The organism is Streptomyces sp. NPDC015032, assembly GCF_043080425.1.
GTDB lineage: Bacteria > Actinomycetota > Actinomycetes > Streptomycetales > Streptomycetaceae > Streptomyces.
Genome location: NZ_JBIBVN010000042.1, coordinates 15,935 through 41,482, shown reverse-complemented (window position 1 = coordinate 41,482; position 25,548 = coordinate 15,935). Strand labels below are relative to the sequence as shown.

At 69.4% G+C, this 25,548-nt stretch carries 24 protein-coding genes, 1 pseudogene and 1 CRISPR repeat array; of the genes and pseudogenes, 4 read left to right on the top strand and 21 right to left on the bottom strand.

The window, feature by feature from the left end; all coding sequences use genetic code 11:
* Positions 1 to 7 precede the first annotated feature (7 nt).
* From ACF08M_RS35310 to ACF08M_RS35295, 4 genes are all read right to left on the bottom strand, one after another.
* Positions 8 to 379 carry a hypothetical protein gene (locus tag ACF08M_RS35310; protein ID WP_392189370.1) on the bottom strand — a complete coding sequence of 124 codons (372 nt, stop codon included), beginning with the start codon at positions 377 to 379 and terminating at the stop codon, positions 8 to 10.
* On the bottom strand, positions 376 to 723 hold the full coding sequence (locus ACF08M_RS35305; protein ID WP_392189369.1) for a GNAT family N-acetyltransferase: 348 nt from the start codon (positions 721 to 723) through the stop codon (positions 376 to 378). The genes ACF08M_RS35310 and ACF08M_RS35305 overlap by 4 nt, the downstream gene beginning before the upstream one ends.
* A gap of 191 nt (positions 724 to 914) precedes the next feature.
* Complete coding sequence (locus ACF08M_RS35300) at positions 915 to 1,907, bottom strand: hypothetical protein (RefSeq protein ID WP_392189368.1); 993 nt, start codon at positions 1,905 to 1,907, stop codon at positions 915 to 917.
* Positions 1,904 to 2,440 (bottom strand): hypothetical protein, encoded by a 537-nt coding sequence (locus tag ACF08M_RS35295; RefSeq protein WP_392189367.1) that lies wholly within the window; start codon positions 2,438 to 2,440, stop codon positions 1,904 to 1,906. The genes ACF08M_RS35300 and ACF08M_RS35295 overlap by 4 nt, the downstream gene beginning before the upstream one ends.
* Positions 2,441 to 2,839: 399 nt before the next feature.
* Between ACF08M_RS35295 and ACF08M_RS35290 the strand changes: the two genes are divergently transcribed.
* Positions 2,840 to 4,756 (top strand): hypothetical protein, encoded by a 1,917-nt coding sequence (locus ACF08M_RS35290; protein ID WP_392189366.1) that lies wholly within the window; start codon positions 2,840 to 2,842, stop codon positions 4,754 to 4,756.
* A 99-nt stretch (positions 4,757 to 4,855) separates the two neighbouring features.
* On the opposite strand, the gene ACF08M_RS35285 is transcribed toward ACF08M_RS35290, so the two are convergent.
* Together ACF08M_RS35285 and ACF08M_RS35280 are read right to left on the bottom strand one after the other, a co-directional pair.
* Entirely contained in the window at positions 4,856 to 5,230 is a 375-nt protein-coding gene (locus ACF08M_RS35285; RefSeq protein WP_392189365.1) for a PIN domain-containing protein, read from the bottom strand.
* The gene (locus tag ACF08M_RS35280; RefSeq protein WP_392189364.1) at positions 5,227 to 5,481 is read right to left on the bottom strand and encodes a hypothetical protein; all 255 of its coding nucleotides are present in this window, start codon (positions 5,479 to 5,481) and stop codon (positions 5,227 to 5,229) included. Before ACF08M_RS35280 ends, ACF08M_RS35285 begins: the two co-directional genes overlap by 4 nt.
* A gap of 205 nt (positions 5,482 to 5,686) precedes the next feature.
* Here ACF08M_RS35280 and ACF08M_RS35275 point away from each other — a divergent pair, with 205 nt between their 5' ends.
* On the top strand, positions 5,687 to 6,145 hold the full coding sequence (locus ACF08M_RS35275) for a hypothetical protein (protein WP_392189363.1): 459 nt from the start codon (positions 5,687 to 5,689) through the stop codon (positions 6,143 to 6,145).
* A 528-nt stretch (positions 6,146 to 6,673) separates the two neighbouring features.
* On the opposite strand, the gene cas7c is transcribed toward ACF08M_RS35275, so the two are convergent.
* The 9 genes from cas7c to ACF08M_RS35230 all read right to left on the bottom strand — a co-directional run bounded on the left by cas7c (position 6,674) and on the right by ACF08M_RS35230 (position 18,998).
* Positions 6,674 to 7,588 carry a type I-C CRISPR-associated protein Cas7/Csd2 gene (gene cas7c / locus ACF08M_RS35270; protein ID WP_392189362.1) on the bottom strand — a complete coding sequence of 305 codons (915 nt, stop codon included), beginning with the start codon at positions 7,586 to 7,588 and terminating at the stop codon, positions 6,674 to 6,676.
* Positions 7,589 to 7,639: 51 nt separating this feature from the next.
* Entirely contained in the window at positions 7,640 to 9,433 is a 1,794-nt protein-coding gene (gene cas8c / locus ACF08M_RS35265; RefSeq protein WP_392189361.1) for a type I-C CRISPR-associated protein Cas8c/Csd1, read from the bottom strand.
* Positions 9,434 to 9,436: 3 nt separating this feature from the next.
* A complete protein-coding gene (gene cas5c, locus ACF08M_RS35260; protein WP_392189360.1) occupies positions 9,437 to 10,201 on the bottom strand; it encodes a type I-C CRISPR-associated protein Cas5c in 765 nt (254 codons plus the stop codon).
* Between the two features lie 492 nt (positions 10,202 to 10,693).
* A complete protein-coding gene (locus ACF08M_RS35255; protein WP_392189359.1) occupies positions 10,694 to 12,967 on the bottom strand; it encodes a CRISPR-associated endonuclease Cas3'' in 2,274 nt (757 codons plus the stop codon).
* Between the two features lie 255 nt (positions 12,968 to 13,222).
* A CRISPR array of direct repeats spans positions 13,223 to 14,215; the repeat unit is 36 nt; unit sequence TGGCGGTCGCCCTTCGGGGCGGCCGAGGATCGCAAC.
* 266 nt (positions 14,216 to 14,481) lie between these two features.
* Positions 14,482 to 15,171 (bottom strand): DUF721 domain-containing protein, encoded by a 690-nt coding sequence (locus ACF08M_RS35250; RefSeq protein WP_392189358.1) that lies wholly within the window; start codon positions 15,169 to 15,171, stop codon positions 14,482 to 14,484.
* Positions 15,143 to 15,541 (bottom strand): hypothetical protein, encoded by a 399-nt coding sequence (locus tag ACF08M_RS35245; RefSeq protein WP_392189357.1) that lies wholly within the window; start codon positions 15,539 to 15,541, stop codon positions 15,143 to 15,145. The genes ACF08M_RS35250 and ACF08M_RS35245 overlap by 29 nt, the downstream gene beginning before the upstream one ends.
* Positions 15,541 to 15,807: a hypothetical protein gene (locus ACF08M_RS35240; RefSeq protein ID WP_392189356.1), complete on the bottom strand. Its 267-nt coding sequence runs from the start codon at positions 15,805 to 15,807 to the stop codon at positions 15,541 to 15,543. The genes ACF08M_RS35245 and ACF08M_RS35240 overlap by 1 nt, the downstream gene beginning before the upstream one ends.
* 120 nt (positions 15,808 to 15,927) lie before the next feature.
* Entirely contained in the window at positions 15,928 to 16,767 is an 840-nt protein-coding gene (locus tag ACF08M_RS35235; protein ID WP_392189355.1) for a DUF721 domain-containing protein, read from the bottom strand.
* On the bottom strand, positions 16,764 to 18,998 hold the full coding sequence (locus ACF08M_RS35230) for a hypothetical protein (protein ID WP_392189354.1): 2,235 nt from the start codon (positions 18,996 to 18,998) through the stop codon (positions 16,764 to 16,766). The genes ACF08M_RS35235 and ACF08M_RS35230 overlap by 4 nt, the downstream gene beginning before the upstream one ends.
* A gap of 101 nt (positions 18,999 to 19,099) precedes the next feature.
* On the opposite strand from ACF08M_RS35230, the gene ACF08M_RS35225 reads away from it, so the two are divergent.
* A complete protein-coding gene (locus ACF08M_RS35225; protein WP_392189353.1) occupies positions 19,100 to 19,630 on the top strand; it encodes a hypothetical protein in 531 nt (176 codons plus the stop codon).
* Positions 19,631 to 20,518: 888 nt separating this feature from the next.
* On the opposite strand, the gene ACF08M_RS35220 is transcribed toward ACF08M_RS35225, so the two are convergent.
* The 6 genes and pseudogenes from ACF08M_RS35220 to ACF08M_RS35195 form a co-directional block, all read right to left on the bottom strand.
* The gene (locus ACF08M_RS35220; protein ID WP_392189352.1) at positions 20,519 to 20,752 is read right to left on the bottom strand and encodes a helix-turn-helix transcriptional regulator; all 234 of its coding nucleotides are present in this window, start codon (positions 20,750 to 20,752) and stop codon (positions 20,519 to 20,521) included.
* 151 nt (positions 20,753 to 20,903) lie between these two features.
* On the bottom strand, positions 20,904 to 21,368 hold the full coding sequence (locus tag ACF08M_RS35215) for a deaminase (RefSeq protein ID WP_392189351.1): 465 nt from the start codon (positions 21,366 to 21,368) through the stop codon (positions 20,904 to 20,906).
* Positions 21,368 to 22,045 carry a RibD family protein gene (locus ACF08M_RS35210; RefSeq protein WP_392189350.1) on the bottom strand — a complete coding sequence of 226 codons (678 nt, stop codon included), beginning with the start codon at positions 22,043 to 22,045 and terminating at the stop codon, positions 21,368 to 21,370. Before ACF08M_RS35210 ends, ACF08M_RS35215 begins: the two co-directional genes overlap by 1 nt.
* A gap of 40 nt (positions 22,046 to 22,085) precedes the next feature.
* Positions 22,086 to 23,072, bottom strand: coding sequence for a DNA-binding protein (locus ACF08M_RS35205; protein ID WP_392189389.1), 987 nt, complete (start codon positions 23,070 to 23,072; stop codon positions 22,086 to 22,088).
* 213 nt (positions 23,073 to 23,285) lie between these two features.
* Positions 23,286 to 23,504: pseudogene (locus tag ACF08M_RS35200) on the bottom strand (helix-turn-helix domain-containing protein); the annotation flags it as partial.
* 209 nt (positions 23,505 to 23,713) lie between these two features.
* Complete coding sequence (locus tag ACF08M_RS35195) at positions 23,714 to 24,049, bottom strand: GntR family transcriptional regulator (RefSeq protein WP_392189349.1); 336 nt, start codon at positions 24,047 to 24,049, stop codon at positions 23,714 to 23,716.
* A gap of 372 nt (positions 24,050 to 24,421) precedes the next feature.
* On the opposite strand from ACF08M_RS35195, the gene ACF08M_RS35190 reads away from it, so the two are divergent.
* Positions 24,422 to 25,537, top strand: coding sequence for a hypothetical protein (locus ACF08M_RS35190; RefSeq protein ID WP_392189348.1), 1,116 nt, complete (start codon positions 24,422 to 24,424; stop codon positions 25,535 to 25,537).
* Positions 25,538 to 25,548: the final 11 nt, after the last annotated feature.

Below are 25,548 nucleotides of genomic sequence, written 5' to 3'. Positions count from 1 at the left end.
TGGTTCCCTACTTCTTTCCGAGCCAGCGGCGGCGGACCGTCATGCGGTCGACCCCCGCGCGGATCGCGTAGTTCTTCTCCGTCTCGTGCTTGGCCGGAACGAGAGTCCGTGCCCCCTGTTCCAGTGCTGCCAGGGCGCATGCCTCCATCTGCCGGGCGCGGGACAGGGTTTCGGCGTACTCCTCCACGACGCCGGTGTCGCCGGTCATCAGCCGGTAGGCGGTGCCCAGCGCGGCGTCCCGCAGGTCCTGGTCGTCAGGGTCCGGGTAGCGCTCACTGATCTCGTCCGAGATACGCATGAGCTCGGCAACCTGACCGTCGTTCAGGCCATGGCCGTCCCCGAGCCACGCTCGCATCTCGTACTCCTGGATCCTCTTCACTCCGTCTCCTCCTCGGTGCCCGCGGTGTCGCAGGCGTAGCAGTCACACGGGTAGGGGGCGACAACCGGTCCGCCGACCGCCTCGGCGAACGCGTCGCCCTCGGGGGTCCGGTGCGCGGGCGGGGCATGGAAGATGTCCATCCGAGCACTGGCGGCCTCGTACAGGGCGCGGGCCAAGCCCTGACCCCGGTGGTCCTCGTGGACCCAGATGTTCATGACCTCGGCCCGCTCGGTGGACACGTACAGCTCGGCGATGACGTCACCGCCCGGACCGAAGGACTCCCAGATGTGGTTGGTCCCCGGCTCGCTGTAGTAGCTGCCCGTGCGGTAGTGGATGTCGTTCATAGTCGCCCCCCTTCCTTTCGTGTAGACGACTCTACACTAAAATGTAGAGTCGTCTACACGGGGTGGTGGGGCTTCTTCCGGCGATCCGATTGGGCCACTGGCGCAACCAGCCGTGACGGACGGAACCGGCCGGGGCGGGGGTCGTTGAGATGGTGTCCGGGCAGCCTCCCGGTCACCACGGGAGAGTACGGTCACCAGGAGCGGAGCTCGGTGGTCAGTTCCTCCCACCACTGATGTTGGTGTTCGTCTTCGGGGTCGGGGCAGGGGCCGAGGGCGAGGACCTGGTCGTCGACGTGGTAGGTGAGGCGGTAGAGCAGGACGCGGGTCGCGCACTCGAGCCAGCGTTCGGTGTTTCGTGCTGGTGGGGCCGGGCCGAGGACGGTGGCGAACCACGCGGGCAGGAGCAGGCGGTTGCTGACGGCGTCGGCCAGAGTGCTGCGTAGCGCCAGGGTGAGGCGTTGCCCCGCGCGCTGGCCGGCGGCGATGGCCGGCTGTTTGTCGGCGGTGGCCGCCCGGTCCGCGGCGAGGGCCGCGGTGGACGTGCGTGCCTCGGAAGCCTGCCGGGCAAGGCCCTGGTGCTCGGTCGCCTCGCGCGCGATGACGGAGCGCAGCTTGGTGGCGGCCTTGGCATGGGGCTGGGTGTTGTAGGGGGTGGAGAGCAGCGTGCCGACCAGGGCGACGGCTTCCTCACGGGTCGCCTGGTGCCGGGCCTGGGCGTCGTGGAAGCGTTGCACCCGGTTCTGGTGGTGGGTGCGGAGGGTGCTGGTGAGGAGGACGTCGGCGGCGTCCCACCCGGACTCCATCGTGGCGGCCAGGGTGCGCTGGTCCTTGGTGAAGGTGTCCAGGTCCGCGGGAGGGACGTTCCCGACAGCCATGATCTGGCCTTCCAGCAGCCGCACGTGCTGGGTGAGCCTCTTCACCGTCCGCTCCGCGGCCTTGACGCGGTCATCGAGTTCGTCGACCCGGCCGTCGACTTCCTCGGTCGTGGTCTCCAGGCCGGAGATGTCGTCGCGAAGGGAACGCAGCTCGTGGTCCAGGTCCTCGGTATAGCCGAACCGGGACTTCAACCGCTCGTGCTCGCCCTCCAGATCGTCCAGCCGGCTGTCGAGATCGCTTACTCGCCGGTCGGTATCGCGGACCCGCCGCTCGGTGTCCCGGAACTGGGAGTCCAGAGCGTCGCTCACTTCCCCGCCTCCTGTCCGTCCGCGACAGCTGTGCCCACAACGGCCCAGCCGATCAGGAAGGCGACGATGAACCAGGGCGACAGGACGCCCAGGACGACCAGGACGAGCAGCGCCCCCACCGCGTGCAGAGCGATGGACGCGTTACGGCGGGCGAGATGGTTTTTCACGGTCGCTTCGAGCGGCCAGCCGCAGAAGGTGCCCACCAGGTGCGGCACGACCAGGGCGTACCACCAGTCCGAGTACCCCAGCAGGCGGAAGACGAGGATCAGAGCGATCGCTACCGCGCTCTGGGCCCGCCAGGACCAGAAGATGACCTTCTGGCTGCGCAGGCGTTGTGGTTCGGCCAGCAGGGCCGGCATCTGCTGCTCGTACGCCATCAGCGCCTGCGCGCGCTCCATCAGGATGTCGAACGCCTCGTCCGGAACACCCTCGCCGTGGTCCTGGACGTCGGTACGAGCGTGCTGATCGGCCAGAGCACGTACCAGCTTCTGGTGCTCCTGGTGCACCTCGTGTTCCGTCCGCGCTTCGCCCACCGGCCCCCCTCGCTCCGAGCCCTCCCCTGCTTTCCGGAGGCGGGCGGAACGAGTATGGCGACAGCCGCACGGGCCCGCTGGATCTTGACGAAGGATGGCGCGAACCCCACCATCACGGCCTGAACCAGGAGTTCGGGCCAGTTGCCAGGCTGAGCTCATTCGGTCGGCCCGCCCACTGATTCCGCCCACAACAAGGGACGAGCCGAGCAGCGCGGACGCCGACGGCCAGGGCGAACGGTGGAGGTGGTCCGTCGCGTTGACTACGTTTCCGGCATTCCGGCGCGACTCTCCGTGACGCTCGATAGGCTGAACAGCTGGTAGCGATCTACCTCTTCTCGCGTCCGCAGGACGCTCTCGTGCGGGCGGGAGAGGCGGGTTGTGCTGGCGAAGGGGCTGGCGATGGGCGTTGACAACCGGCAGATCCAGACGGCCGTTCTGGAGGATCCCGAGTCCGATGATCCGGTGGTCTGCCCGACGGATGCTGACGAGCTCGACGAGTTCCGAGAGGAGTTCTCCGAGACGACGTTCTGGTGCGGGGTCCTGCTGGGCGGGTGCGGCGGCCAGCTCCTGACGCGGCGGGGCAACGTCCGCGTCAGCCACTTCGCTCACTTCCCCGACCCCGACGGGCTGCTGCCCGAATGCGGGCGCCGCTCCCGAGACGTCGCGAGCGCGGACCACCTGTACGTGCGTACGGCCACCCAGGCGTGGCTGCGCGGCCAGGGGCGCACCCCGCGCTACCGCTACATCGACCGGGACGACGCCCCGGTCGGCTCCCTCGTGGAGATCGAACTGGACGGGCACACGCTGCTGCTGCACATGGACCCCGCCACGCCGCCCGACTGGGACGCCACGGAGGCAGGCGACATCATCCTGGGTCCCGGCGTCCCCATCGACCACCGCACCCTGGCGCGCCGGGGCTACGTCCACCGGGTCAAGTTCGTCAGCGAGGGCAACCAGCGGGTCATGATGCTCGGCACCGAGCTCCCGTATGTGGGCACCGACTGGGACTTCGAGCTGGCGGAATGCACCGTCGACGAGCACGGCCGGCTCATCACCCCCGTTGTCACATGCCTCGAGGCCACACGCGCCGCCAAAGCCCAGGCCCCGGTGCCGCAGCCGCGCACCGAGAAGGCTGAGGGGCCGGTGCAGATCGGCGCCCTGACCCGGCTCATTTACCACGCCGTGCACAAGCAGGAGACCGACGCCGCCCGCCAGCTGCGGGACACAGCACGGCTCCAGTTACCTCGCTGCGAGGGACAGGCCCTCGAACACCTGCAACGCGCGATCGACCACGCGAACGACTGGATCCACCAGCAGGACCGGACCCGCCGACGGCTCTTCGACCGACTTGACGAAGCCATCCGGTACGGACACGACCGCAACGTCTCAACGCTGATTCCCCAGGCCAGAAAGCTTCTTCTGGGCGACGCGGCGGCCACACCGCAAGAGGCCGCAACTCTCCAGGCAGCCGACGCGTTCCTCGAAGAAGCGCTTCGTCGTGCTGCCCGGGAACGGCGTGCGGCAAAAGAATCGCGTGCGGCAGAGGCCCGGACGCAAGAAGCGCGCCAAGCCGCAGCCGAGGAGGAACGCAGAGCGCGCCAAACGACAGCGCGTGAGGAGCGGCGCGAGCGGCGGATGCGTCGCGAGGCAGAGGCTCAGGAGCGGAAAGAGCAGCCCGTGACGCAGGCCCTGGGTCGCAAAGCGCGCAACAGGGCGCGAGGGCGGGTTCAGAGCATCACCGGCCGTCTACGCCGTGAGGCACTGTCCACTGAACAACTGCAGGAGCTTGTCGAGGAGCTCGTGGTTGCGGCGAAGGAGGCCGGAGACATTCTGTCCCCGGCTGAGCAGAACAAAGTGAATGAATGGGCAGAAAAGGTCGCCGTCCCCGCAGAAGGGCCGGACGCCCCCAAGAAGCCCCCGGCCACACAGCCGCAGCCGGACACCATCACGGGCCCTGCCACGCTGCCGGCGCATCTCGTGCCCACTGTGGCGGCTGTCCGGGGAGCCCTGAAGAAGGCGGCCAGGGAACGGACATCGACCAGCTGGAGCCGGCTGGAGCGCCAGCTCGGCTCCGCGCTGCCCTCCCTGAACAACAGCGAACGCGTCCAGGTACTGGTCCAGGTCGACCGATCCACGGCCGACGACGAGCCACTCCTGTCATCCCTGCTGGCAGCGGGCGACCCGCACTTCGCCTACCAGTACTACCGGCACGTCCTCACCGCGCTCGGCCTTCACGCCCCGGACGACGACGAGGACCTGCGCGACGTCGTCGAAGCCGACGCCGCACAGGTCTTCACCGACCGGCGCTCCCGCTGAAACCGACGGTGGAGGAGGCCCTGCCGGAGTTCCGCCACAGCGCCCTGAACCGGCTGGGCCAGGCCCCCGCGGGAAGCAGCCCCCCTTCCAAGAGCGGGTTCAGGTGGGGTTCAACGGAGTAATGCCGGTACCGGCGTACAGCTCGGGCTCGAGCGACAGGACCGTGAGCGGCTCCCCTGCCTTCACCGCGTGCCAGGCGATCGCAGCCGCGTGCACCACCGGCCAGTCCACGTTCCTCCAGTCCATCGCGTCCACCGCGTGCCCGGTGGTGAACGGGACGTTCTCCGCGAACCGCAGGGACGCCGCGTGCCGGCCCGCGCCCGTGACCTGCCGCTCCGCAGCGAGGACCGACAGCGACGGGACGATGACGCGGCCGGTTCCGCGGGAGGCTTCGATGTACAGGCCGGTGAAGAAGGGATCCGCACGGTACAGAGCGGCCAGAGCGGTGTGGTCCAGGACGACCGTCAGGTTCACGCGGCGGCGCCGCCCTGATGGGCGCGGATCTTCGCCCAGGCGTCCTGCCCGGCCTGCTGGACCTGCTCGGTGTACTCGATGCTGAGCTCACGGGCCGCCTCGACAGCACGTTCCTCGCGCTCGGCCGAAGTGAGCTCCTTCGACGCGAGCTCCTCGATCAGGTCGGTGATCGTCGTGCCGCGTTCCTCTGCCAGCAGCCGCAGCCGGTCACGGATGGCCTCACTGGTCTTGATGCTCGTTGGCTTGCTCATACCCCCGATTCTACCGCCGGTAGAACACGTGGGTGGGCACTCAAGCCCTCCACGCCCTTCTCACGGATGCCGACGAGGGCACCCACCATCCCCGCAGCCCGTCACCCTCACGGTGGCGTTGTGGGCCCACGCGGCGTGTGCGGTGCTGCTGTGCGTGGCCGCGGGGCTTGGCTGGATCAGCGGGTGGTGAACGTTCCTTGCGCTGGTGCAGCTGATCGGGACCTCCGCGTTCTACACGGCCAAGCAGAAGCCCCTGCCGGGCAAGCACCGGCAGCTGCGGCACAGCGGACACGACTCCCTGGGCCTGGGCGAGGAGCAAGGCCGCTGCCTCCTCTTGTTCACGCTGCACGGCCAACGCCCGCCCCACCCGCTCCCGTCGGGCGGCCTTGTCGTGCTCGCGCTGCTCCGCCAGCTGCTGCTCCGTCTGCTCGCGCTGTTCCTTTTCCCGCTGAGCCTGGCGCGTCGCGTGCCGCTCCTCCAGTTCACGCTGGAGTGCGGCCTGCTCCTGGTTGTACCGGACCTGTGCGACACGCACCGTCTCCCGCTCCTCGGCCGAAGGCCGACCGCCACCCAGACGGCATCGCCGTGGCGCGGGCGCGTGACGACGTTGCGATCCTCGGCCGCCCCGAAGGCCGACCGCCACCCCCCGCCACGAGCGAGCTGATCCAGCGGCTGCTTAAGTTGCGATCCTCGGCCGACCCGAAGGCCGACCGCCACGCGGCGGAGTCTCCGGGCGCATCCGGGCGGAGAGGGGTTGCGATCCTCGGCCGACCCGAAGGCCGACCGCCACTCGCGGGCGAAAAGCGCATCCAGGGCATCACCCAGAAGTTGCGATCCTCGGCCGACCCGAAGGCCGACCGCCACCTCAGGGACTTCCCAAGGTTGAGGAGAGGCATTGATGTTGCGATCCTCGGCCGACCCGAAGGCCGACCGCCACGCGGATGGCGGTACGCAGGAGTGACCGGCGGGCGAAGTTGCGATCCTCGGCCGACCCGAAGGCCGACCGCCACAGGCCGACCGCCACCCTGGATGACCAGCGGAAACGATGTTGCGATCCCCGGCCGACCCGAAGGCCGACCGCCACTGGATGACCAGCGGAAACGATGAATGCTGAGATCCTTACTCCCCAAAACAGGACACCAATATGCAATCAATGCGGACATTTCACTTGGGTGTGACCTGCGTGTCGTCATCAGACAGGGCGCGGGATGAGGGTGGTGAGGGTGACGCCGGGCGGGAGATTGGCGTCACGTGCCTCGACGGTGCCGTAGTCGGAGAAGCTGCGTGCGCTGACGTCGTCGCGGGCCTTGACGGTGATCCGTTCGAACAGCTCGTGGGAGGGGGCGCGGCCGAAGGCATCGTCGTGGGTGAAGACGTACAGGCCGCGTAGGGCGAGGTTGGCGCGGGCGGCGGCGCGGTCGTGTTCCAGCATGATTTCGAAGGCGCGCCAGAAGAGGGCGAGGTCGTCGGAGGTGACGCCGGTGCGGCGGGCGAGTGGGGCGCTGAAGTGGCCGGTGCCGCGGTAGAGGGCGTAGGGCACGATGTGTTTGGAGCCCATCTCGGTCTCCTTGCCCTTGTTTTTGGCGTCTTGGCCCTCTCCGCGTTCGTTCCAGGCCTTGACGTCTTCTTCTTTGGTGGGGGTGACGCGGGTGATTCCGATGTCGATGGGGGTGATGCGGTCGATGGAGCGGGAGAACCCGATCTGGAGGGGGCCTTGGACGCGTCCGGCCTGCTTGTCGCGTTTGCCGGTCGTCATGACGGCGCCGAACATGCGTACGTCGAAGAAGTTGCGGCACATCCATTCCTGCGCGGACTTCTGGTCGCTCGCGGCGCCGGCGGTGTAGGCGCGTTCGTGCTGGCTGTTGAGTGCGGTGCCGGCTTCGACGTAGATCTCGTAGCCCTCGCGGGGTTCGTGGGAGTTGATGAGGGCGACGGTGTTGCGGATCTTCCGCTTGATCGCGACGTCGGTGATCAGGCCGTGGCCGCTGACCGGGTCGGTGCGGGGCAGGCCGCCGTTGTCGGGGTCGCCGTTGGCGTTGGAGTCGACGGCCTCGATGAGGAAGACGAAGTCGTGCTTGCGGGCGGGGTCCAGGTGGGCAGCGGTCATGACAGGAAGATCTCCTTGAACGGGTTCGTGATGGTGTGCGGGGTTGCCGGGTCAGGCGGAAGCGGTGTCCTGGGCGGGTGCGGCCTGAGCGGGAACAGTGGCGAGCCTGCGTTCCTTGGCGGCCTGCTTCCTTGCCAGGTCCTCGTGGCGCTGGTGGGAGTAGCCGATGATGAAGCGGCCCTGCTGGACGTCGGTGAGGTGGCCGGGAAGGTCGTCGCTCACCTTGCTGTAGATCTCGAAAAGGCGCTTCTCTAGCGCGTACCGGGCGGCGGGCTTGTCCCGGCGCAGTCGCTGGAAGTGGGCTCCGGAGTCGGCGAATAGCCGGCGCAGGGTGATGCTGGGTGCGGCGACCGCGGCACTGAAGTACTTGTCTCGCAGGGTGGTGTTGATGTCCGGGAGTGCCTCGTCCTGCACGGATTCAAGAACGGCGAAGAGCCGGCCGCAGAGGTAGGCGGGATCGGTGCTGTCCTTGTCGAGCTGTGGCATCAGGTGGTCCTGGGGGTCGGGGGAACGGTTGAGGAGCAGGCGCAGCAGTGCCAGGCGCGGCGGATCGACGCGCTGGTCGGCGTGGACGCGTTGCAGGAGCAGTGGGAGAGCTCGGGCAGGCGGGCGGGTGCCGTGCAGGGCGCTGTGGAGGAGGTCTGCCTCCAGGCCGTGGGGGGTGCTGTCGGGTGCGTAGCGTTCCCCCTGCCAGCGGCCGCAGGAGAGGGCCAGCTGCCAGAGCGGGAAGTAGCGGGTCCGTCCGGTCCATCCGTCCCAGACTCCGTGGTCGGCGTACCAGGCAGCCAGGTTCGTCTTCGCCACGGGCAGGGGGACGTCGATCCAGTCGCGGACGACGAGGCGCGCGTTGTTCAGACCGAGGGACAGGCCGTAGAAGGCGTCGGTGTCCGCCCGTTCCGCAGCGGCGGGGCCGGGGGTGGTGGTCATCGAATCGACGAGGTGCTCGATGTCGGCGGCTTCCGGCTGGTCGTCGAAGAACATTGCGAGCGCGGAGTCGGGTTCAGTCTGCTTCGTCCACCACAGGAGCACTCCGTCGTCCCGGAAGCGGCGCCGGTGCCGGTCCGAGGCGACAAGGTGGTTCAGGACCGCCATGGCTCGGCCGCCGCACCGGTGGCATACGGGGGTGTTCACCAGCTGGGTCAGGCCCTCGCGGCCCTGAGCCGCGGTGTTGATGCTGATGAGCTGACCTTCGTTACTGCCGCCCGCGGTCGGGATCGCCCCCTTCTTCACGGGCTCCGGGATCGTCGCCAGCAGCGCGCGGTACTCACCGCACACCAGACACAGCCCCGTACGATCCGCGGCACCGCCCTTGCGGGCCCGCACTTCCTGCCCCCACAGCTGCTGCACCGACCCCAGCTGATGCAGCCAGCAGGTGCCGGCCATGACCGCGACTGTGTCCTTCGCCTCGACCCCCTCCGGGAGGTCGAGCGCCACCGGCCCGGCGGTGAAGAACGTCCTGGCCGCCTCCGCCGCGGGCTCACCGTCCGCAGACGACGCCCAGCGCAGAACGAGGCCGCGGTAGGCGTCATGCCGGCGCGACGCCTCGTCTCGGTCCTTCTCCGTGACACTGCCGTCCTTGGCTGCCTTCGGCACCCCGAGCACGAACTCAGCCGTATCCACCAGCAGGTAGGGCGGCACCTTCGTACCCGACCGCTGTACGTACGGCACTGGCATGATCAGTGCCTGGTCGCGCTGACGCCCCGACACCTTGCGGCTCAGGAGCTTCGCACTCAGACCGTCCGCGGCAATGTCCAGCACCCAGTGAATCTGCTTCTCGCGGTAAAACTCAGCGGGCAGTTCCCCGGCGATCCGGTCCCCGTACTCGGTCAAACGCTGTAACAGCACCGCTCAGCCCTCCGCTCCATCGGCCCGCCACACGGCCAGCGGCATGGCCACCGCATCGTCCGGCAACGGTTCCTCCGGCACCTCCAGGACCCCGTCGACGACGGAAGCACGGAACCACCGGTAGCGCTCCCCCTGCGGCCCGTACGCGATCGAGTGGAGCATCACCCCGAGCTCCTCGCTGAACTCCACCACCCGCTGCCGCGGATCGGGCTTGCCGAACGACGCGGTGAACTCCCGGCAGCCGAGAAACGGCTCCGAGAAACAGGCACCCCGCTCCACCCTGCGGCGCAGCTGCTCGCGGTACTTCTCCTCCGACGCGGGCGGATACTTCGCCGACCCGGCCAAAGCCTCGGGAGCCACCACGATCTGCGCATGAATCCGGTAACGGACATCCCGCAAGGCCAACGTGCTGCGCTGGTCCCGGTCCGTCTCGACGTCGTACCGGTAGCGCCGGTCGGACTGAAGCTTCCGCACCTCCTGGGCGCTGACCACCGACTTCACCTCGTTGCGGCGCACCCGCAGCCAGCTCACCGGCCGCAGCACCTCGATCTTCCGCACCACATACCGGAACTGGGGCTTCCAGAAGATCGCCTCCAGCACCCCCCTGGCCGCGGATGGCGTCATCACCTGATAGCTGACCCGCTCGGCTTTCAGCTCCGGCCGCGTGAAGCACGCCGCGCCGCCCCAGACCTCCACCACCAGATCAGGGAAAGCCCAACCCTCGTTGCCGCGCCCTAACCTGCCGACTGCGGGCACCGTCGTTCTCATCCGTCGCATCCATTCCTGACAGTCCCCCTGCCGGACCTGGACTTGAGCAGGCCCGGCGACGGCACACGGAACCAACGGGACATCAGATCACTGCCTGCCCCCTAGTGATTCCGTACTGTAGGCGGAGGCGCTGACAATCCACCTCGGAAACGGAAATACCGCTGCTCACAAGGGCTTTGGCGTGCTATCTGCCGAACCGAAACCTGAGGTCAGCTCGGGCATGGTGTGCCAGACGGAAGATCAACACCACGACGACGGTGATCACCTCTGCTGCACCAAGCGCGGGGAGTCCAATCACCCAGAGAACACAGAGAGCGGTGGACGAAAACTGGAGCCTTCGTCCACCGCCCCGACAGGCAGCAGCATGCCAAACGATCAAGATATTGCGATCCTCGACCAACAATCAGACATGGTCAGCCACCCGGAGCCCGCCGAGCGAGCTTCCAGCCCACCGTCGCACGCACCGACGAGCAACGTGCCCGCACCGCCAACTCAAAATACATAGCCGCCCCGGTCCTCAGGATCATCCGCGTCCAGCCCGCGCACCGGATCGTAGTACCCCCGCCACACCACAAGATCACCGATCACCGGCTCGGCCAGCCCCGCGCGCAGCGCAGCAGCGACCTCGTGCCTCGGCAAAGTCGCCATGTGCGGCTGCAGACGACGCAACGGCCCCGGCCCCGACGGGAAGCGGCCACGCAACAGAGCGACGTCCGACTCAATGATGTCCCGCTCCTCATCCGACTTCTCCGGACGGATCACGACGACCGACTGGGCATACCTGTTGTCAATCATCTGGAATTCGTCCGCAACAGCAGGAAAGTCCCACCTCCGACGCAGCTCCTGGATCCCCTCCCCCATCGACCGCCCATCAGTGCCCTGCAGCGCCCAGCGCTTCTCGTAATAGAGGCCCAGGGCATCCAGATCATCCGGAGCTGACGTATCCGGCCCAAAAAACTCCGCGCTCGCGTCCAGGGCCGCCTTGTACGACAAATCTTTCGGGACACCGCCGTCAACCGGCCGGAACACCACAACCGTGCCCCCCTCCAACAAACGACCATCACGGTTACAACGGCCCGCCGCCTGCTGCAGCGCCTCTGCCGGCGCCCACGCCCGGTACACCCGAGGAAAGTCCACATCCACCCCCGCCTCAATCAACGACGTAGACACCACGTGCACCGGACGCCCGGCCTCAAGCTCACCCCGCACATGCCTGATCACCTCACGCCGGTGCCCAGCGGTCATCCTCGTCGACAAGTGCCACACCGGAGCCGCCACCCCCACCCCGCCATCACCCGCCCCCGACAGAAGGCGATGCAGCCGCGCCGAGTCCCGCGTCGTGTTCACGATCGCCAGAACCCGATCCCCGCCCTCAGACGCGATCTCCCCCGCGATCGACTCCCACGCCAACTCCGGCCCCAGACGCCACTCATACCGAACCCGCCGCAGCGCCTCGAACAGCCCTGTCACGTCCTCCACCAAGCCGCGACGCGGAAGCCCTTCCAACTGTGCCAGAGACCAGAACGACGGCTGCGTCGCGGACACCAGCACCACCGACGCCCCGAAGTGCTCCACCAGACCACGCAACACGCTCAAGATCGGAATCAGCAACCGGTCAGGGAGCGCCTGGACCTCGTCCAGCACGATGACCGACCCCGCCAACCGGTGCAGCTTCCGCATCGCGGAAGGCTTCCGCGCGAACAAGGACTGGAACAGCTGCACCGTCGTCGTCACCACAACCGGCGCATCCCAGTTCTCGGCCGCCAGACGCGCCCAGGCCCCCGCACCGTCCTCCTCGTCCAGCTCTACTGAACTGTGGTGCTCCAGCACAACAGGCCCGTCTTCGCTGCCCTCAGAAGGATCGAGCAGATCGCGGTACACGTCAGCGTTCTGCTGCGTGATGCTGATGTACGGAACAGCGAACACCACGCGCCCCAGGCCGTGCTCAGCCGCGTGCCGCAGCGCGAACCCACCCGCCGCGATCGTCTTCGCCCCGCCCGTCGGCACATGCAGCACATACATCCCCGGCACACCCGCAGCCGCCGTCAGCGCCTCCTCATATACCCGCTCCCGCAGCTCGTCCACCGGGGACGCCTCACGCCGGGCGAGCAACCGCGCTCTCCGCCGTTCAAAACGTTTCAGCAACTCCCCCATGTCCGCGCGCACGGCCACGCGCGGCTTCCCGCCGGCGAAGTGGGCTGCGGTATCGAGGTAGTCCGCGTCGACCACACAGCTGAACACCATGCGAGTGAAAATATCCAGGGCGAGCGCCCTCCTGTTCGGCGACTCAAGCCCAGCGAGCCAGGCCGGCGGCAGAATCCGGTCGTCCCGCAAGATCTCTGGCACCACCCGGGCCACGGCCCCTGTCGCCTCCCGGGCACGATCCGCGTCCTGCCCAGCCCCTCGTAACTCGGCCAGCACATCCTTGATCTTGCCCTGGTCCGGCAGCCCTCCATGATGCCCTTGCACCACAGCGGCAAGCTGACGCCCCACCGCCCGCACAGCAAGCACAGTGCCGGCCTCTTTGTGAGGAATCCCTACCGGCTTGCCCATCGGCTCGGCATGAAAGACCAAGCGGTCCTGCCAGGCGCAGCACCCCTTCCCAACGTCATGAACCAGCGCCAAGTACCCAGCCACCTCACCAGCACCAAAAGCCTCGGCGAAGGCTCGGGCCAAGGCCGCTGAGCCACGCAGATGGTCCTCCAGGCGGTGCCGGCACCCCGACTGCGGACTACGGCTGTGGGCGAACAACTCACGCTCCGGCATTGATCCCCCGAGGTTCGAACCGCCTTAATCAGAAACCGCCACCCTAAGATGAGCCACTGACACGGCCATGGACACGTGAGACCGACGCAGGCGCGAGTACGGCCCCGCCACGAACCGCTTTGGCACTTCGGAACCCCAAGCACACACACGACACGCCTATCACACCGAAGAAAAATGCCCACTTCGTGCGCATATCAGCACTCCCTCCTCTCAGCATGAACCCGCCCTCTATAGTGAATCCGCAGGTCATTCAGCGTGGCGGTCGCCCTTCGGGGCGGCCGAGGATCGCAACACCGACGCGGAGCGGGCCTTGATCGGGGACGCGCTCGTGGCGGTCGCCCTTCGGGGCGGCCGAGGATCGCAACACCGTGACCCCGCTCGTGTCGGCGTCGACCCCGGATGGTGGCGGTCGCCCTTCGGGGCGGCCGAGGATCGCAACTTTCACCCCCGGAAGGACCCACGCCATGAGCACCACGTGGCGGTCGCCCTTCGGGGCGGCCGAGGATCGCAACCGGCAGCAGACGTTCACGGCCCGGAATGGGCCCCCGGGTGGCGGTCGCCCTTCGGGGCGGCCGAGGATCGCAACCACTGGAGGCTCGCGCGAACTTGCGGCTACACGGCGTGGCGGTCGCCCTTCGGGGCGGCCGAGGATCGCAACAACGACCTTGCCGTCAGCGTCGACGAACACGTTGGAGTGGCGGTCGCCCTTCGGGGCGGCCGAGGATCGCAACCCGTTGACGCTGATGCCGTACTCGGCAGCGACGCTGTTATGGCGGTCGCCCTTCGGGGCGGCCGAGGATCGCAACTCCGAGTGCTGGCGCACGAGCGAACGGGCGCCGTCCCGTGGCGGTCGCCCTTCGGGGCGGCCGAGGATCGCAACACCTTGTTTGCGGTCGTTGCGGAGCGTCCGGCGAAGTGGCGGTCGCCCTTCGGGGCGGCCGAGGATCGCAACGCCAGCAGCACCACGGCCGCCAGCTTCGCCACGTCCGGGTGGCGGTCGCCCTTCGGGGCGGCCGAGGATCGCAACGTCTTCTCGGCCAGGGGCGGTACGTCGGCGGACTCGAGTGGCGGTCGCCCTTCGGGGCGGCCGAGGATCGCAACCGGCCACCGACGGGCCCGCGCAGAGCGGCCGTCCGAGTGGCGGTCGCCCTTCGGGGCGGCCGAGGATCGCAACAGCCTCGGCAACGTCCTCATCCATGGCGCCGCCGCGGGTGGCGGTCGCCCTTCGGGGCGGCCGAGGATCGCAACGAGCCGGGACGGATCGGGGGCGCGGGTGTGCGGCCAGTTTGGGGGCGGGATCAGTCGCTCGGTACTCCCCTCACGCGGTTCTCCCCTGCGGAGCCGACTGCGGGAGCGCGGCCACCGTTCTGGCCTCCCTCGCCGCACACTCTGTACGGGCCCGGCGCAGGGGTCGGCCTGGCGACGGCGCTCGGTACGAGCCGCCGCGATCGGGGCCGGCGCATCGTCCGGAACAACGTCGGTCTCGGGGAACGCCCTGCGGGACAGCTCGCGCATCACCCTGGTCTGCCGCTCCACCGCCTCCGCGATGCCTGAGTCCACCCGGGACGGCGCGGTGACCTCCTGGTGCGCGGCCCGCGCACGGCGGTATCCCTCGCACGCTGTCTCCCTGGTCTTCGCCGGACCGGTGGGCACGGACGGGGCCGGGTCCGCCGGGGCGACATCGGCCGGACCGGGTGCGGGGACGGCGCCGGGCGGCAGGATCCGCAGAGCGCGCACCACGGCCCGGCCTGCGGCCTTGTTGGCGGCCGCGATGAGCGGGGCTGCTCCAGGCGGGCCTTCGCCGCCCAGGCCGACGACTCCGGGCACACGGTGAGCCGGCCGGGGTCCGGGTCGTACGCCACGGCGGCGACGTGCCCGGCGAGCTCGGGGGCGATAGCTGCCCACCGCTCGCGCAGGGAAGCGCCAGCGGCCGGGAGCTCCCAGGCCCGCTCGATGACCAGCGCGCCGATCGCGGTACCCAGGCCCATCAGCTCGCGCCCGTCGCGCCGCACCGTCGTGACGATCCGCTGCTTCTTCTTCGTCTTCTGGCCGGCCCCTTTCCTGGCCGCCGCCGCCACGCCGGCGACGGCGATGGAGCTGGACCTGACGATCCGGCCCGCCGCCTTGTTGGCGGCCGTGACCTGCTGGCGGGCGATGCCTTCCCTGCCGGGCGTTCTACTGGTCGGGGTGGACGGCCTGGACACCGGTTCCTTCGTACAGCCCAGGTGTGAGGGTGAGGAGGAAGCGGCCGGCCGGAAAGTCGGCGCTGGGGCGGGCGGCGTGGATGGCGTGGACGGCCGCCCAGGGGTGCCCGGCGTGCAGCAGTTCGGTGGCGGTGAGCGCGGCGGCGGTGTCGAAAGGCTCGATCGTGATGAACCGCAGCCCGTGGATGTAGGTGAGGAGGCCGGGCCGTTCGGTGTCGCCGACTGTGAGGGAGAGGACCGGGGCGTAAAGGGTGCCCAGGCCGCCGGAGGCCTGGACGTAGAACGCGGCGACGGCCTCGTTGTGCGGGTCCTTGGGGTCGTGGAGTGCGGTGGCGGTCGTGTGGTCGAGGACGACCGCGATGGGCCCCACTATGCGGCCGCCGGGTCCTGGCGGGCGCCGAGGCGCTGGAGGAGGCTGCGGGCTTTCGTCTCGGCCTGCTCGCTGGGGGCGGTGCCCAGGACGGAGGCGAGTTCGGCGCGGGCTTGTTCGGCTCGCTCCGCGTACTCGGCCTGGGTCGGCCGGCCCTCGGCGAGCTCTTCGACGAGCTGCCGGATCGTGGTGCCGTGCTCGGTCGCCAGCGCGGACAGCCGGTCACGCGTGGCCGCGCTCACCTTGATGCTCGTTTCGTCTGCCATACCCACACTCTACTGCGAGTAGAGGACGGGTGCGGGAGCAGTCCTGACGTACCCGCTCATATGCTCCGAGCTATCCAGTCCGGCACCCGCAATGGCCGAGCAGACGCTGTTGCCGCGCACTCAGGCGGTGGTGCGCAGGGCAGCCGGTCGCGGGACGATGGCCGTCGTCCCGGCTTCCCGGGCCGCGCGTTCGGACCGGGCCCGGCGCAGCGCGGCGGCCTCGGTCGCCACTGCCTGGTGGCGGCGCTGGGCGCGGGCCTGCTCGATCGGGGCCGGCACGTCGTCCGGCGCTGCGGGCGGCTCGGGGAACGCGCGCCGGGCCAGTGCCCGCATCGCGGCGGTCTGCCGCTCCACCGCTGCCGCGACGTGCGGGTCGGCCCGGGACGGCCGGGTGGCCTGGCGGTGTGCCTCGATCGCGAGGCGGTAGCCGTCCGGCGGTGTCCGGCGCTCCACCGGCACGGCGGGCGCGGCCGACTGCCCGGCCGGGGTGGTGACCGCCGCGGTGGGGCCGGCCTTCACGAACGCGGGTGCCAGGACGCGCAGCGCGCGGACGTTCGAGCCTGGCACCGTTTCGTTGGCCGCCGCGATCACCTTCAGCGCGCTCCAGCGCAGCTTCGTGCCGTACGCGGGGGCATCGGGGACGACGTCCAGGCGGCCGGTGTCCGCGTCGAACGCCACGGCCTGGACGCGGTCGGCGAGTTCGGGCACGGCCGCGGCGAGGATGGTGTCGAAGTGGGCGAGGACGCTGCCGCCGGCGGCCGGGGCGGCCATGCCGCGCTCGGTCATCATCATGCCGATCGCGCTCCCCAGCCCGAGCGGCTCGCGGCCATCGCGTCGTGCGGCGGTGCCGGTGCGCCGCTTCGGTTTCTGGCGGGTGGCGCCGTCCTTCTTCGCCGCTTCCCGGGCCGCGATCAAGGCCTGGCGCGCGAGGTCGACGCCGGACACCTCGCTGCCGCTCACGCCTGCCCCCAGGTGGAGTAGCCGAGGTTCAGGTGCCCGAGCCTGGAGAGGTGCTGGGCTTCGTTGACCAGCTGGTTGCTGAACAGGCGCCTGGCCGACGGCTCGCCGTAGCGGTCGATGTGGTCGAAGACGACCTGGTGGTCCTTCATCGCCCGCACCCGCCAGTCGCGCACCTGGTCGGGGGTCAGGTCCTCGAGGACCAGCTCCTGGTCGTCGTCGACGTCGGCGAACAGGACCGGAGCGGCGGCGACCGGGCGGGGTGCGGGCAGTACAACCGGTGCCACCGGCGCGGCCGGGGCGTCGTCGGCCGGCTGCGCGGCGGCTGCTTCGACGCGGGCCGCCTTCGCTTCGGCCTGCTGGGCGCGGCACTGCTCCCACTCGTACGCCTTCGCCCACGCCCTGGCCGTCACGGTCTCGTGCAGCTGCCGGTCGGTGGCCGCCCGCCGCTCGGTCTCGGAGGCTCCGGGCATCGCGGCGTCGACGGCGGCCGCGACCGCGTGGCGGGTGGCACGGCTGTCGACCTGCCGGTCCTCGCAGCGCGGGCAGTCCCGACCGGAGTCGAGCAGAGCGCCCTCATCGCACCGCGGCTCCGCACACAGCCGGAGCTGCGGCAGGCCCCGGCCGATCAGCCAGCCCACCGGATCCGTGATCGGACCGCCCAGCCGCATCTGGCTCTCCAGGCGCCGGGCGAGCCGGTCGGCGAGGATCTGCGGCGCGTCGGCGGGCCCGGCGAACCCGACCACCCGGGCCAGCTCGGTACGGGCCGCGGCCTCCACCAGGCGCCGGACGGCCGGACGCTCCAGGCGAGCCCAGACCAGCCGGACCGGAGCCAGGACGGCCCGCACATCCAGCGACGGCAGAGCCACCCTTCCCTGTTGCTGCCTGCCCTGACCCTGGCCCTTTACGGCTCGCACGCTGCCGCCGGCCACCGCTCCGAACCCGCCCTTCCGGCCTTCAACGACCGGGGACTTCTTCGGCTTTTCCCCGCGCAGCGGGCCACCCTCGTCGTCGACCAGCGTCAGCCGGGCAGCGGCATCGCCGTCCACGGCCTGGCCCTCGCGCTCGCACGCACGGTCCGGCAGACCACCGAACCCACCACGGCCTTCGCCGGAAAAACCACAATCAAGCTGCGGAGGAACTACGGGAGTAACCCCAGAAGCGTGGTGTGCGTGGAGCTCTGCACTATCGGGGCGCTCCTGAATCTCCGCGTCCCCAGTGCCCTCAGCACCGCCGATCCCAGACGTACCAAGGGCACCAGCAGCATCGGCCGGAGCATGATCTCCGACTGCACCATCGGGACGCGCCGAAAACACGGTGTCGGAGCCCGAAACCGCCTCCACAGAGGCCGGCGTGCGGCCGTACGCACGGGCCACCGGCAGCAGCATGAGCCGGGCCCGGCCGTTCATCCGCGTCGACGTCGCCTTGCGCTGCCGCGCCACGACACCGGCCTCCGTCAGCCGTGCCAGGACCTTCCGGGCCCCCGAGGGCGAGCAGCCCAGCAGCCGGGCCAGCGTCGCCGCCCCCCGCCCCTCCTTCGCCTTCACCGAGCCGCCGCACAGCTGCAGCCAGCCCGACGCCCTCGTGTTCAGCACCATCAGCAGCAGCCCGAGCCGGTCGGTCGCCGCCCCCTTGCCCGTACGGCCGGCCAGCAGCCCCGGCGGCGTCGGTTCCTTGTCCTCCGGCGTCCAGCCGTGCCCGAACAGCGCCTCGATCAGGCGCAGCAGCGTCGCGAGCTCCGCCTTGTTCAGCGCCAGCGGATGCCCGGCACCGCCATGCGTGCGGGCCCGCCACAACGGCATCACCAGGCACCTCAGCCCGGTCGGGTGACCCTCCTCGTTCCGCACCACTTCGGTGTGCAGCCCGTCAGACGCACGCAGCGGCGGCAGCGCCCGGCGGTTGACCGTGGACTCGCCCACGCCCATCCATCGGCCCAGCTCCGCGACCCAAATCGACGTCACGTTGTCGTTCTTGTTGCCCTTCGGGGCCCGCGACTTCGCATACAGCACCACTGCCGCGAGCCTCGCCACGTCCGACTGCCCGGCGATCGAAGGGTCCGCCAGCAGCGCCTGGACCGCAGCGAGCAGCCGCAGCCGCATCTTCCGACCCAGACGCAGCGGGTTTTCCGAGCCGTCGCCTGTCTGCCCGGAGGCCGGCACCGACCGCAGCGCGGCCCGCTGCCGAGGAATGCCCGCAGAGCTATCCAGGGAGTCGTCGGACGGGTCCGGCTGCATTGCGACGAGCGTCGCCCTCGACATCACAGGAACGCACCCCCGTCCACGCGGCACACCGGGGTGAACGGGAACCTGCTGCTGATCCGATCGTTGTGCGGGTCATGGCAGCCAAGAAGAACTCCGCCGCCCGTCGCGCTGGCGAAGCCGCACGCCGGGCCGCAGCAGCCCAACGCATTGGCCCACGCCCCGTAAGGCCAGCCCGTCCGCAGTACCTCTACGACCTCAAACCGCCCGGCCTCCACTACCGGGAGTGGGACACGCCGAACGGTACGGACGAAGCGGTGATGAACAAGGTCAACGACGACTTCGGGCCGGACTCCGATGCGGCTCTCGGCATGCGATTCATGCTGGAGTACCGCAGGACCTACGGGCCGCGCGTTCCGCTCATGGCCGCGCGCCAGCTCGATCAGTTCGTGGTCCGGACAGACCTTGCGACCGGCCTCGCCGAAACCATGGGCATCCCACCAGAAGAGGCCCGAGAGCACCTGCACACTCTCCACGCGCGGGGAGTGCTCCTGATTGCCGACGACGGATCCCTGTGGATGACCGTTCCACCCGGAACGGGTAGAAACGACCGCTGGGTGTTCGTCGAGAAGAAAGCGGACACGCCGCTGGAGGCCACCGCCGACTGAGCCGAGAGCCGGAGCCATCTGTGTCGTCATCGGGCCGGTGTACACGCCAAAGCGGACACCCCCCTGAGCAGGCAGAACATGCGATTCGTCATCCACCCGCCGACCCTGCACCAGGCAGCCTGTGGACAAAGTCTGCTCAGCCCGGGTCACTCCCCGCGCTCCCGCACGGTGGGCGAGAACCTTGACGCCGTCCCGCTGGACGGGAAGTGAGCGCCGGTGGACTCTGCTGAGGAACGGCTGGACAGACCCAGGCGAAACGATCAGCTCGTGGCTTCCTACAGGAAGAGCCACTTCCTGTTCAGAAGCCGCGAACTGGGAAATAAGGGACACCTGTTCCGTCACGTGAAACGCGCCAAAGGTGCGAACCGTGCTGAAACGGGCGGGGCTCGACTTTTCAGGGGACACCAGATCGGGCACTATGGCGAGGACACCAACTCTCATAAGCGAGCCGGACCACCCCGCAACGCGGGACGGCCGACGGGCGAACTGGGAGATACCGAGCCCCCTCCGTGAGGAGCGGGCACCGGACGAAGAACCAGAGGCGAGTCCTTTCCTTTGCGTGATTCGAACGGATGTTCCAAGGGCCCTTGCAGGGGTCGGCGGAACGGTGCAGAAGCCCCCTTGCAGGGGGGCCGCTGCGGTTGCTGCTTGGTCCTCGCGGACCGGGTGGTGCGAATGGATTGCTGAACCCAGCTCGATGAGCTGGAGCCCAGAGCCGGGTGCGAACCGGGGACTGGGCGGCCGACCTGATGGTCGGCGCGAAGGGCCGCGCGAGGCCGGAGCGGATTGCAGTCCACTCGTTTGGCGCGCGCGGCCGGTGGCGGCTACGTCACCCCGGCCCCCTCGAAACCGAAGGCGGAGTCGGCGTACCCGAAACCGGGACCGAGGTCAGTCCTCACGCGGACCTCCCTGGGCAACGGCCGGGTGCTCCTTGGCCAGGCCGCGGAGGAACTCCGCGTACTTCAGGCGGTTGCCGCGGTGGGGCTGCGTGCGGCCGGCTTCCCATCCGACGACGGCGAGGCGCCTGACGCCGAGGGCCTCGGCGACTTCCTCCTGAGTGAGGTTCGCGGCGATGCGCAGCTGCCGACGAATGTGCGGCGGAGGCAGCGTGTCAGCATCCACTAGGGCATCGTCTCGACGCAGCGGATCCGACATGGCAGCCTCCATCCCACCTGATGTTCTCCGAAACCATACATCACTGGATCTCTTTGTGAGGGAAGCGCCTGGCCTGCCGCCAACGAAACGGCGATGCCGAGATTACGGACAGGCGTGGTCACGAGAGCCCCAGATGCGAGTTCGCGGCGCGTGCGGCCTCCGCGAGTTCCGGCAGCTCCACGACGTCCACGCCCGCCTCGGCGAGCTGCTCGACCCCCACGCAGTCGGCAACGAACAACGGCGGTTCGCGCCAGGCGATGACGACGCGCGGGATCCCGGCCTCGAGGATCCGCTGCGTGCACGGAGTACGATCTGCGCTCCGTTGGGAGCACGGCTCCAGGGACGAGTAGATCGTCGCCGTGGCCAGCCGCGGGTCGCCCGCCGGGAGCTTCGCGAGGGCGGCCTCCTCCGCGTGTTCACGCGGATCGGCCTCGCGCGAGTAGCCGGCCGCGAGCTCGGTGCCGCCCTCGGCAACGATGACCGCGCCCACCGAGTACGCCCCGGTGGCCGGGGGGCACAGTGCGGCGAGGCCGATCGCGCGCCGCATCCAGCGGAGGTCCTCGTCCCGATCGGGAGTGTGCATCAGCTGCGCTCCTTTGGGGCGTAGCGGAGCAGCACGACGTCGCCGATCGCGCGGGCCTCCAGCAGCCGCATACGGGCGGTCGACCCGCCCGGGTAGTCGGCGGTGCCCAGGAACTTCGGGGCATCGGCCTGGCCCACGAGCAGTGGCGCGACGGCGAGGTGGACTTCGTCGGCCAGGTCCTGGGCCATGAGCTGGGTGTGGATCGTGCCGCCGCCCTCCACCATGAGCCGGCCGACGCCGCGGCGGCCGAGCTCGTCGAGGACCAGGCCCCAGTCGAGCTCAGGGCCGACGCTGACCACGTCCGCGAGGTCCGCGAGCGTCGCCTTCACCTTGTCCACGGCGGAGTCGACCGTGAAGACCAGCTTCTGGCCGCCGAAGTGCCAGAACTTCAGATCTGCGTTGAGGTCGCCGGAGGCGGTCACCGTCACCTTCAGCGGGTACTCCGACCGGCCCTCCGCGATCCGCTTCGCGCGGCGCTCCTCGGAGTTGACCAACAGGCGGGGGTTATCCCGCCGCATGGTCGTCGCGCCGATCAGGATCGCGTCGCAGGAGGCGCGCACCTCGTCCACACGGTCGAAGTCGTCAGCGTTGGAGAGCAGCAGCCGGTCGGAGCTGGTGTCGTCCAGGTAGCCGTCGACGCTTGTCGCGGCGGAGAGAAGTACGTACGGGCGGGACATGAGGCGGCTCCGAGAACGCGGTGGAGGATCTGGTGGGTGGTCAGGCTTGGTGCAGGACGATCTTGTCGAGGGCGGCTCGGAACTCTGCCACGCCCTGCTCGCGGTTGGTGGGGGCGAGTGTCTGGTCGAGGCGGTCGAGCTGGCTGATGATGCGAGCGGACCCGGTCTCCGCGGCGATTCCCACGGCTTGAAGGCCGATCTGGGCGGCGAGGGTCGGGCTTCCGGCTCCGGCGTGGGCACGGGCGGCACGGGCCAGATAGACGCCGCGGTCGCGCCGGTAGGCGATAGGCAGGGCGGCAATGGCGGCGTCAAAGCCGATGGCGGCCTGCTCGTACTGGCCGAGTGCGGCGAGCGAGCGGGCGCGGGCAGTGTTGACATATGCCTCGTCGAGCCAGGAGCCCCAGACACCGTCGCTGTGCGCTCGACCGAGGAGCGTGAGCGCTGTGTCGTACTCCCTCAGAGCCTCGGTGGCATCGCCGAGGACGGCGTGGGCGTGGGCCTGGTGCATGACTGCGATGACCTCAAGGCGGCTGCCGGGACGAGCGGTTCTCCGGGCGGCGGTCGCGAGCCCTAGGGCGTCTGCGGGGTGGCCGGTGTCGATGGCGAGCTGGGCTTTCCGACCGAGGATGTAGGCGGTCAGGTCGCTGTCGCCGGTGATGTGTGAGGCGTCCAGGGCCTTCGCGGTGTGGCCGTGGGCAGTGCGTTCGTCGCCGATGTCTTGGGCGAGCCATCCGGCGAGCTCCTCGTACCGGGTCTCCAGGGCGAGGAGCTGGGCGGCATCGACGCCGCGCGCGGCCCGGCGGCGTGCTGCGAGTTGGGTGAGATGTTGTTGGAGCGCAGGCAGGACGTGCCGAGGACCGATCAGGTTGTCAGTCTGGATCATTACGCGGCGGAGCTGCGCGTAGTGCTCGACAGGCGAGTTCATGTCGGCGGCTAGGGCGTCGGCGGCTGCTGTTGGAACGGGGAGCGCGGTTGCGGCGAGTCCAGTAAGGCCGGAAGCGAGGACGACTCGGCGGGGTACAGGCACGAAGCTGATCCTTCCGTGGATTCGGCAGGGGACGACGACCGTGTCCGTGTCGTCAACCTCTGAGCCTGCCTGCACAGACAGGCCCGTGACCAGGTCCGACGGTTGCCTGGCCCCATGAACCAAGAGGTTGGCCCCATGGCCTCGTACTAGTCCATGCGGAGGCGTCTCACTGGGCTGCTCACGGTTGGCACGATCCCAGCCGCGGACTAACGCGCCGCCCGCATTGAGCGCGTTGTCGACCGCGACGGCAATGGCGCGCGGTACGGGCCGCTCCGCGCGCTCGAATCGGCCCAGGTGAGCCTTGTCGCACAGCACAGTCTGGGCGAGGTCCTGCTGAGAAAGGCGGCGTTCGGTGCGGGTCTCCCGGAGTTCGTATCCCCATCGGTGCCAGGGGCCGGCGTCCGGTGTCAGCTCCTTCGGCTGCTGCCCCATGCTGCCCCTTCCTCTTCCATAACTCTTTGTCGATTTGCGGGTGTTGCGGTGGCCTCACCCTCTCTCAGATGGGGCCTATGGAGCCACCTTGCTGGGCCCCGTTGTTCCCCTCCCGGGATGAGGGCGAGGAGCAATAGAACAGTCAGTGGAACGAACCAGAAGCTGGCGAAAGGACGCTACAGATGAGAACGACGGTGATCGGAGGAAGATCAACCATCAATGCGTCTCTCTACGTTGTCCAGGCGGGCGGAGAGCTCCGCCACTTGGGCCTCAAGCGCCTTGATAGCGAGTCCGGCTGGGTCCCGGTCGGCCTCACCTGCGGTTTCGCTCACGTAGGACCCCCGACCTTGATGGGAGTAGATCAGCCCAGCCGTTCGCAGCTCGGAAAGAGCCCGCTGGACGGTGCCTGGCGCAACGCCGTACCGGTCGGCCAGCTCTCGCGTACTCGGCAGCTTCGTCCCGGTTGTCAGTCGACCGGAGCGGATCTTGTCGCGGACGTCCTGAACGATTCGCTGGTATGGCTGCACGGCCTCGTTGTTGCTCACGAGCGACATGGTAGGTCGACCTCCTTCGCTTAGCTAGCTTCCATAGCTTAATCAATGAACCACTTGACACACCCCGAACTGTATCAGCTAAGTTATGCATGTCGATAAGGTGAGGCGGTCGGCAAAAGCCCCCACCGGTCCCCACCACCGCACAACCGCACAACCGCACCATCGCAGCGGATCGCCACTTCGGTGGCCCCGGAGTCTGAGGCAACTAACTCCTCCGGGCCCATGCCTGCTGCGTGCACCGTCGCAGCGCGAATGCGCTGTCAGTCCGTCAGGACCGTCCGGGAACCTACCGGCGTGGCCTGACGGGCCGAGAGAGCACCCGCGACGCATCATCCGCCCCGCCTGTCCGTGAGGAGATTCCCCATGACCACAGCCCTCCTTGAGGTCGAGATTGTCAGCCGTCAGCGCAAGCGCCGGACGCGGTCCCGCACGATCAGCCACCTCGACCCCCTCGTCGTCTCCACCCTGCAGCCGCACGAGTACGACCTCGACCCCGCCTGCATCTCGCTGGTCTGCCCGAGCTGCCGGACCTGGGTCCCGATCCGCGTCGCCGCGACAGAGCGGGCCACGGCCAAGCTCGTCCCGCACCACACGGAGACCGCCGGCACCGAGGACCCGGTCCGCTGCCCCGGCAGCCACCGCCTAGTCGTCATCAACGTCGACGAGGAGAAGTGGCGCCGGCGCCTTGAAGAGGGCATCGCGGAAACCAACGGACGCCGCGCCGACCGCGTCGCCCGCAAGCCCCAGGCGGGCCCCACCCCGGCTGTCATGCAAATCGTCGGCGGCCTCGTCGACGACAAGACGGCACGCAGGATGAACGAGATCCACGTCAAGGGCTGCACGACCTGCTCCGCCACCACACCCCGCTGCGCGGACGGCCGCCGTCTCGCCGCAGCCGCACCGAAGCTCCTCAGCGCGCACGTCTCGGCCTGCACCACCTGCGCCCCCGCGAAGTCACGGTGCGCCGATGCCCGTCGCATCACCGAGACCGCGCCGAAGCTCCTCAGCGCGCACCTCGCGGCCTGCACCACCTGCGCCCCCGCGAAGTCACGGTGCGCGGGTGCCCGCCGCATCGCCGAAGCCGCGCCGAAGCTCGTCCACTCGCACATTACGAGCTGCACCACCTGTGCCCTCGCAGAGTCCCGTTGCGCCGATGGCCGCCGGCTCGCCCAGCTCGCTGCCCACACCCAGCGGACCGCACCCCTCCGCCGCCAGAGGCAGACGCAGCAGGAGGAGTGGGCCGACCAGCGCGCATGGGGGCTGCGCCTGCTGCACGAGCAGCAGTGGGACCAGCACGCCAAGAAGGTGGGCGACGCCGATCTCCAGCGGACCGACGACGCCCTGGCCGCGCTCATCCAGACCCTCAACCCTCACAAGGCCGACGCGCCGCAGCTCACCGACTGGGAGCGTGCCGACCTCATGAGTGCGGTCACGCTCCTGGCGACGAGGAAGGAGCAGCTCGAACGGCACCGCCGGTAGCCGCTCGTACG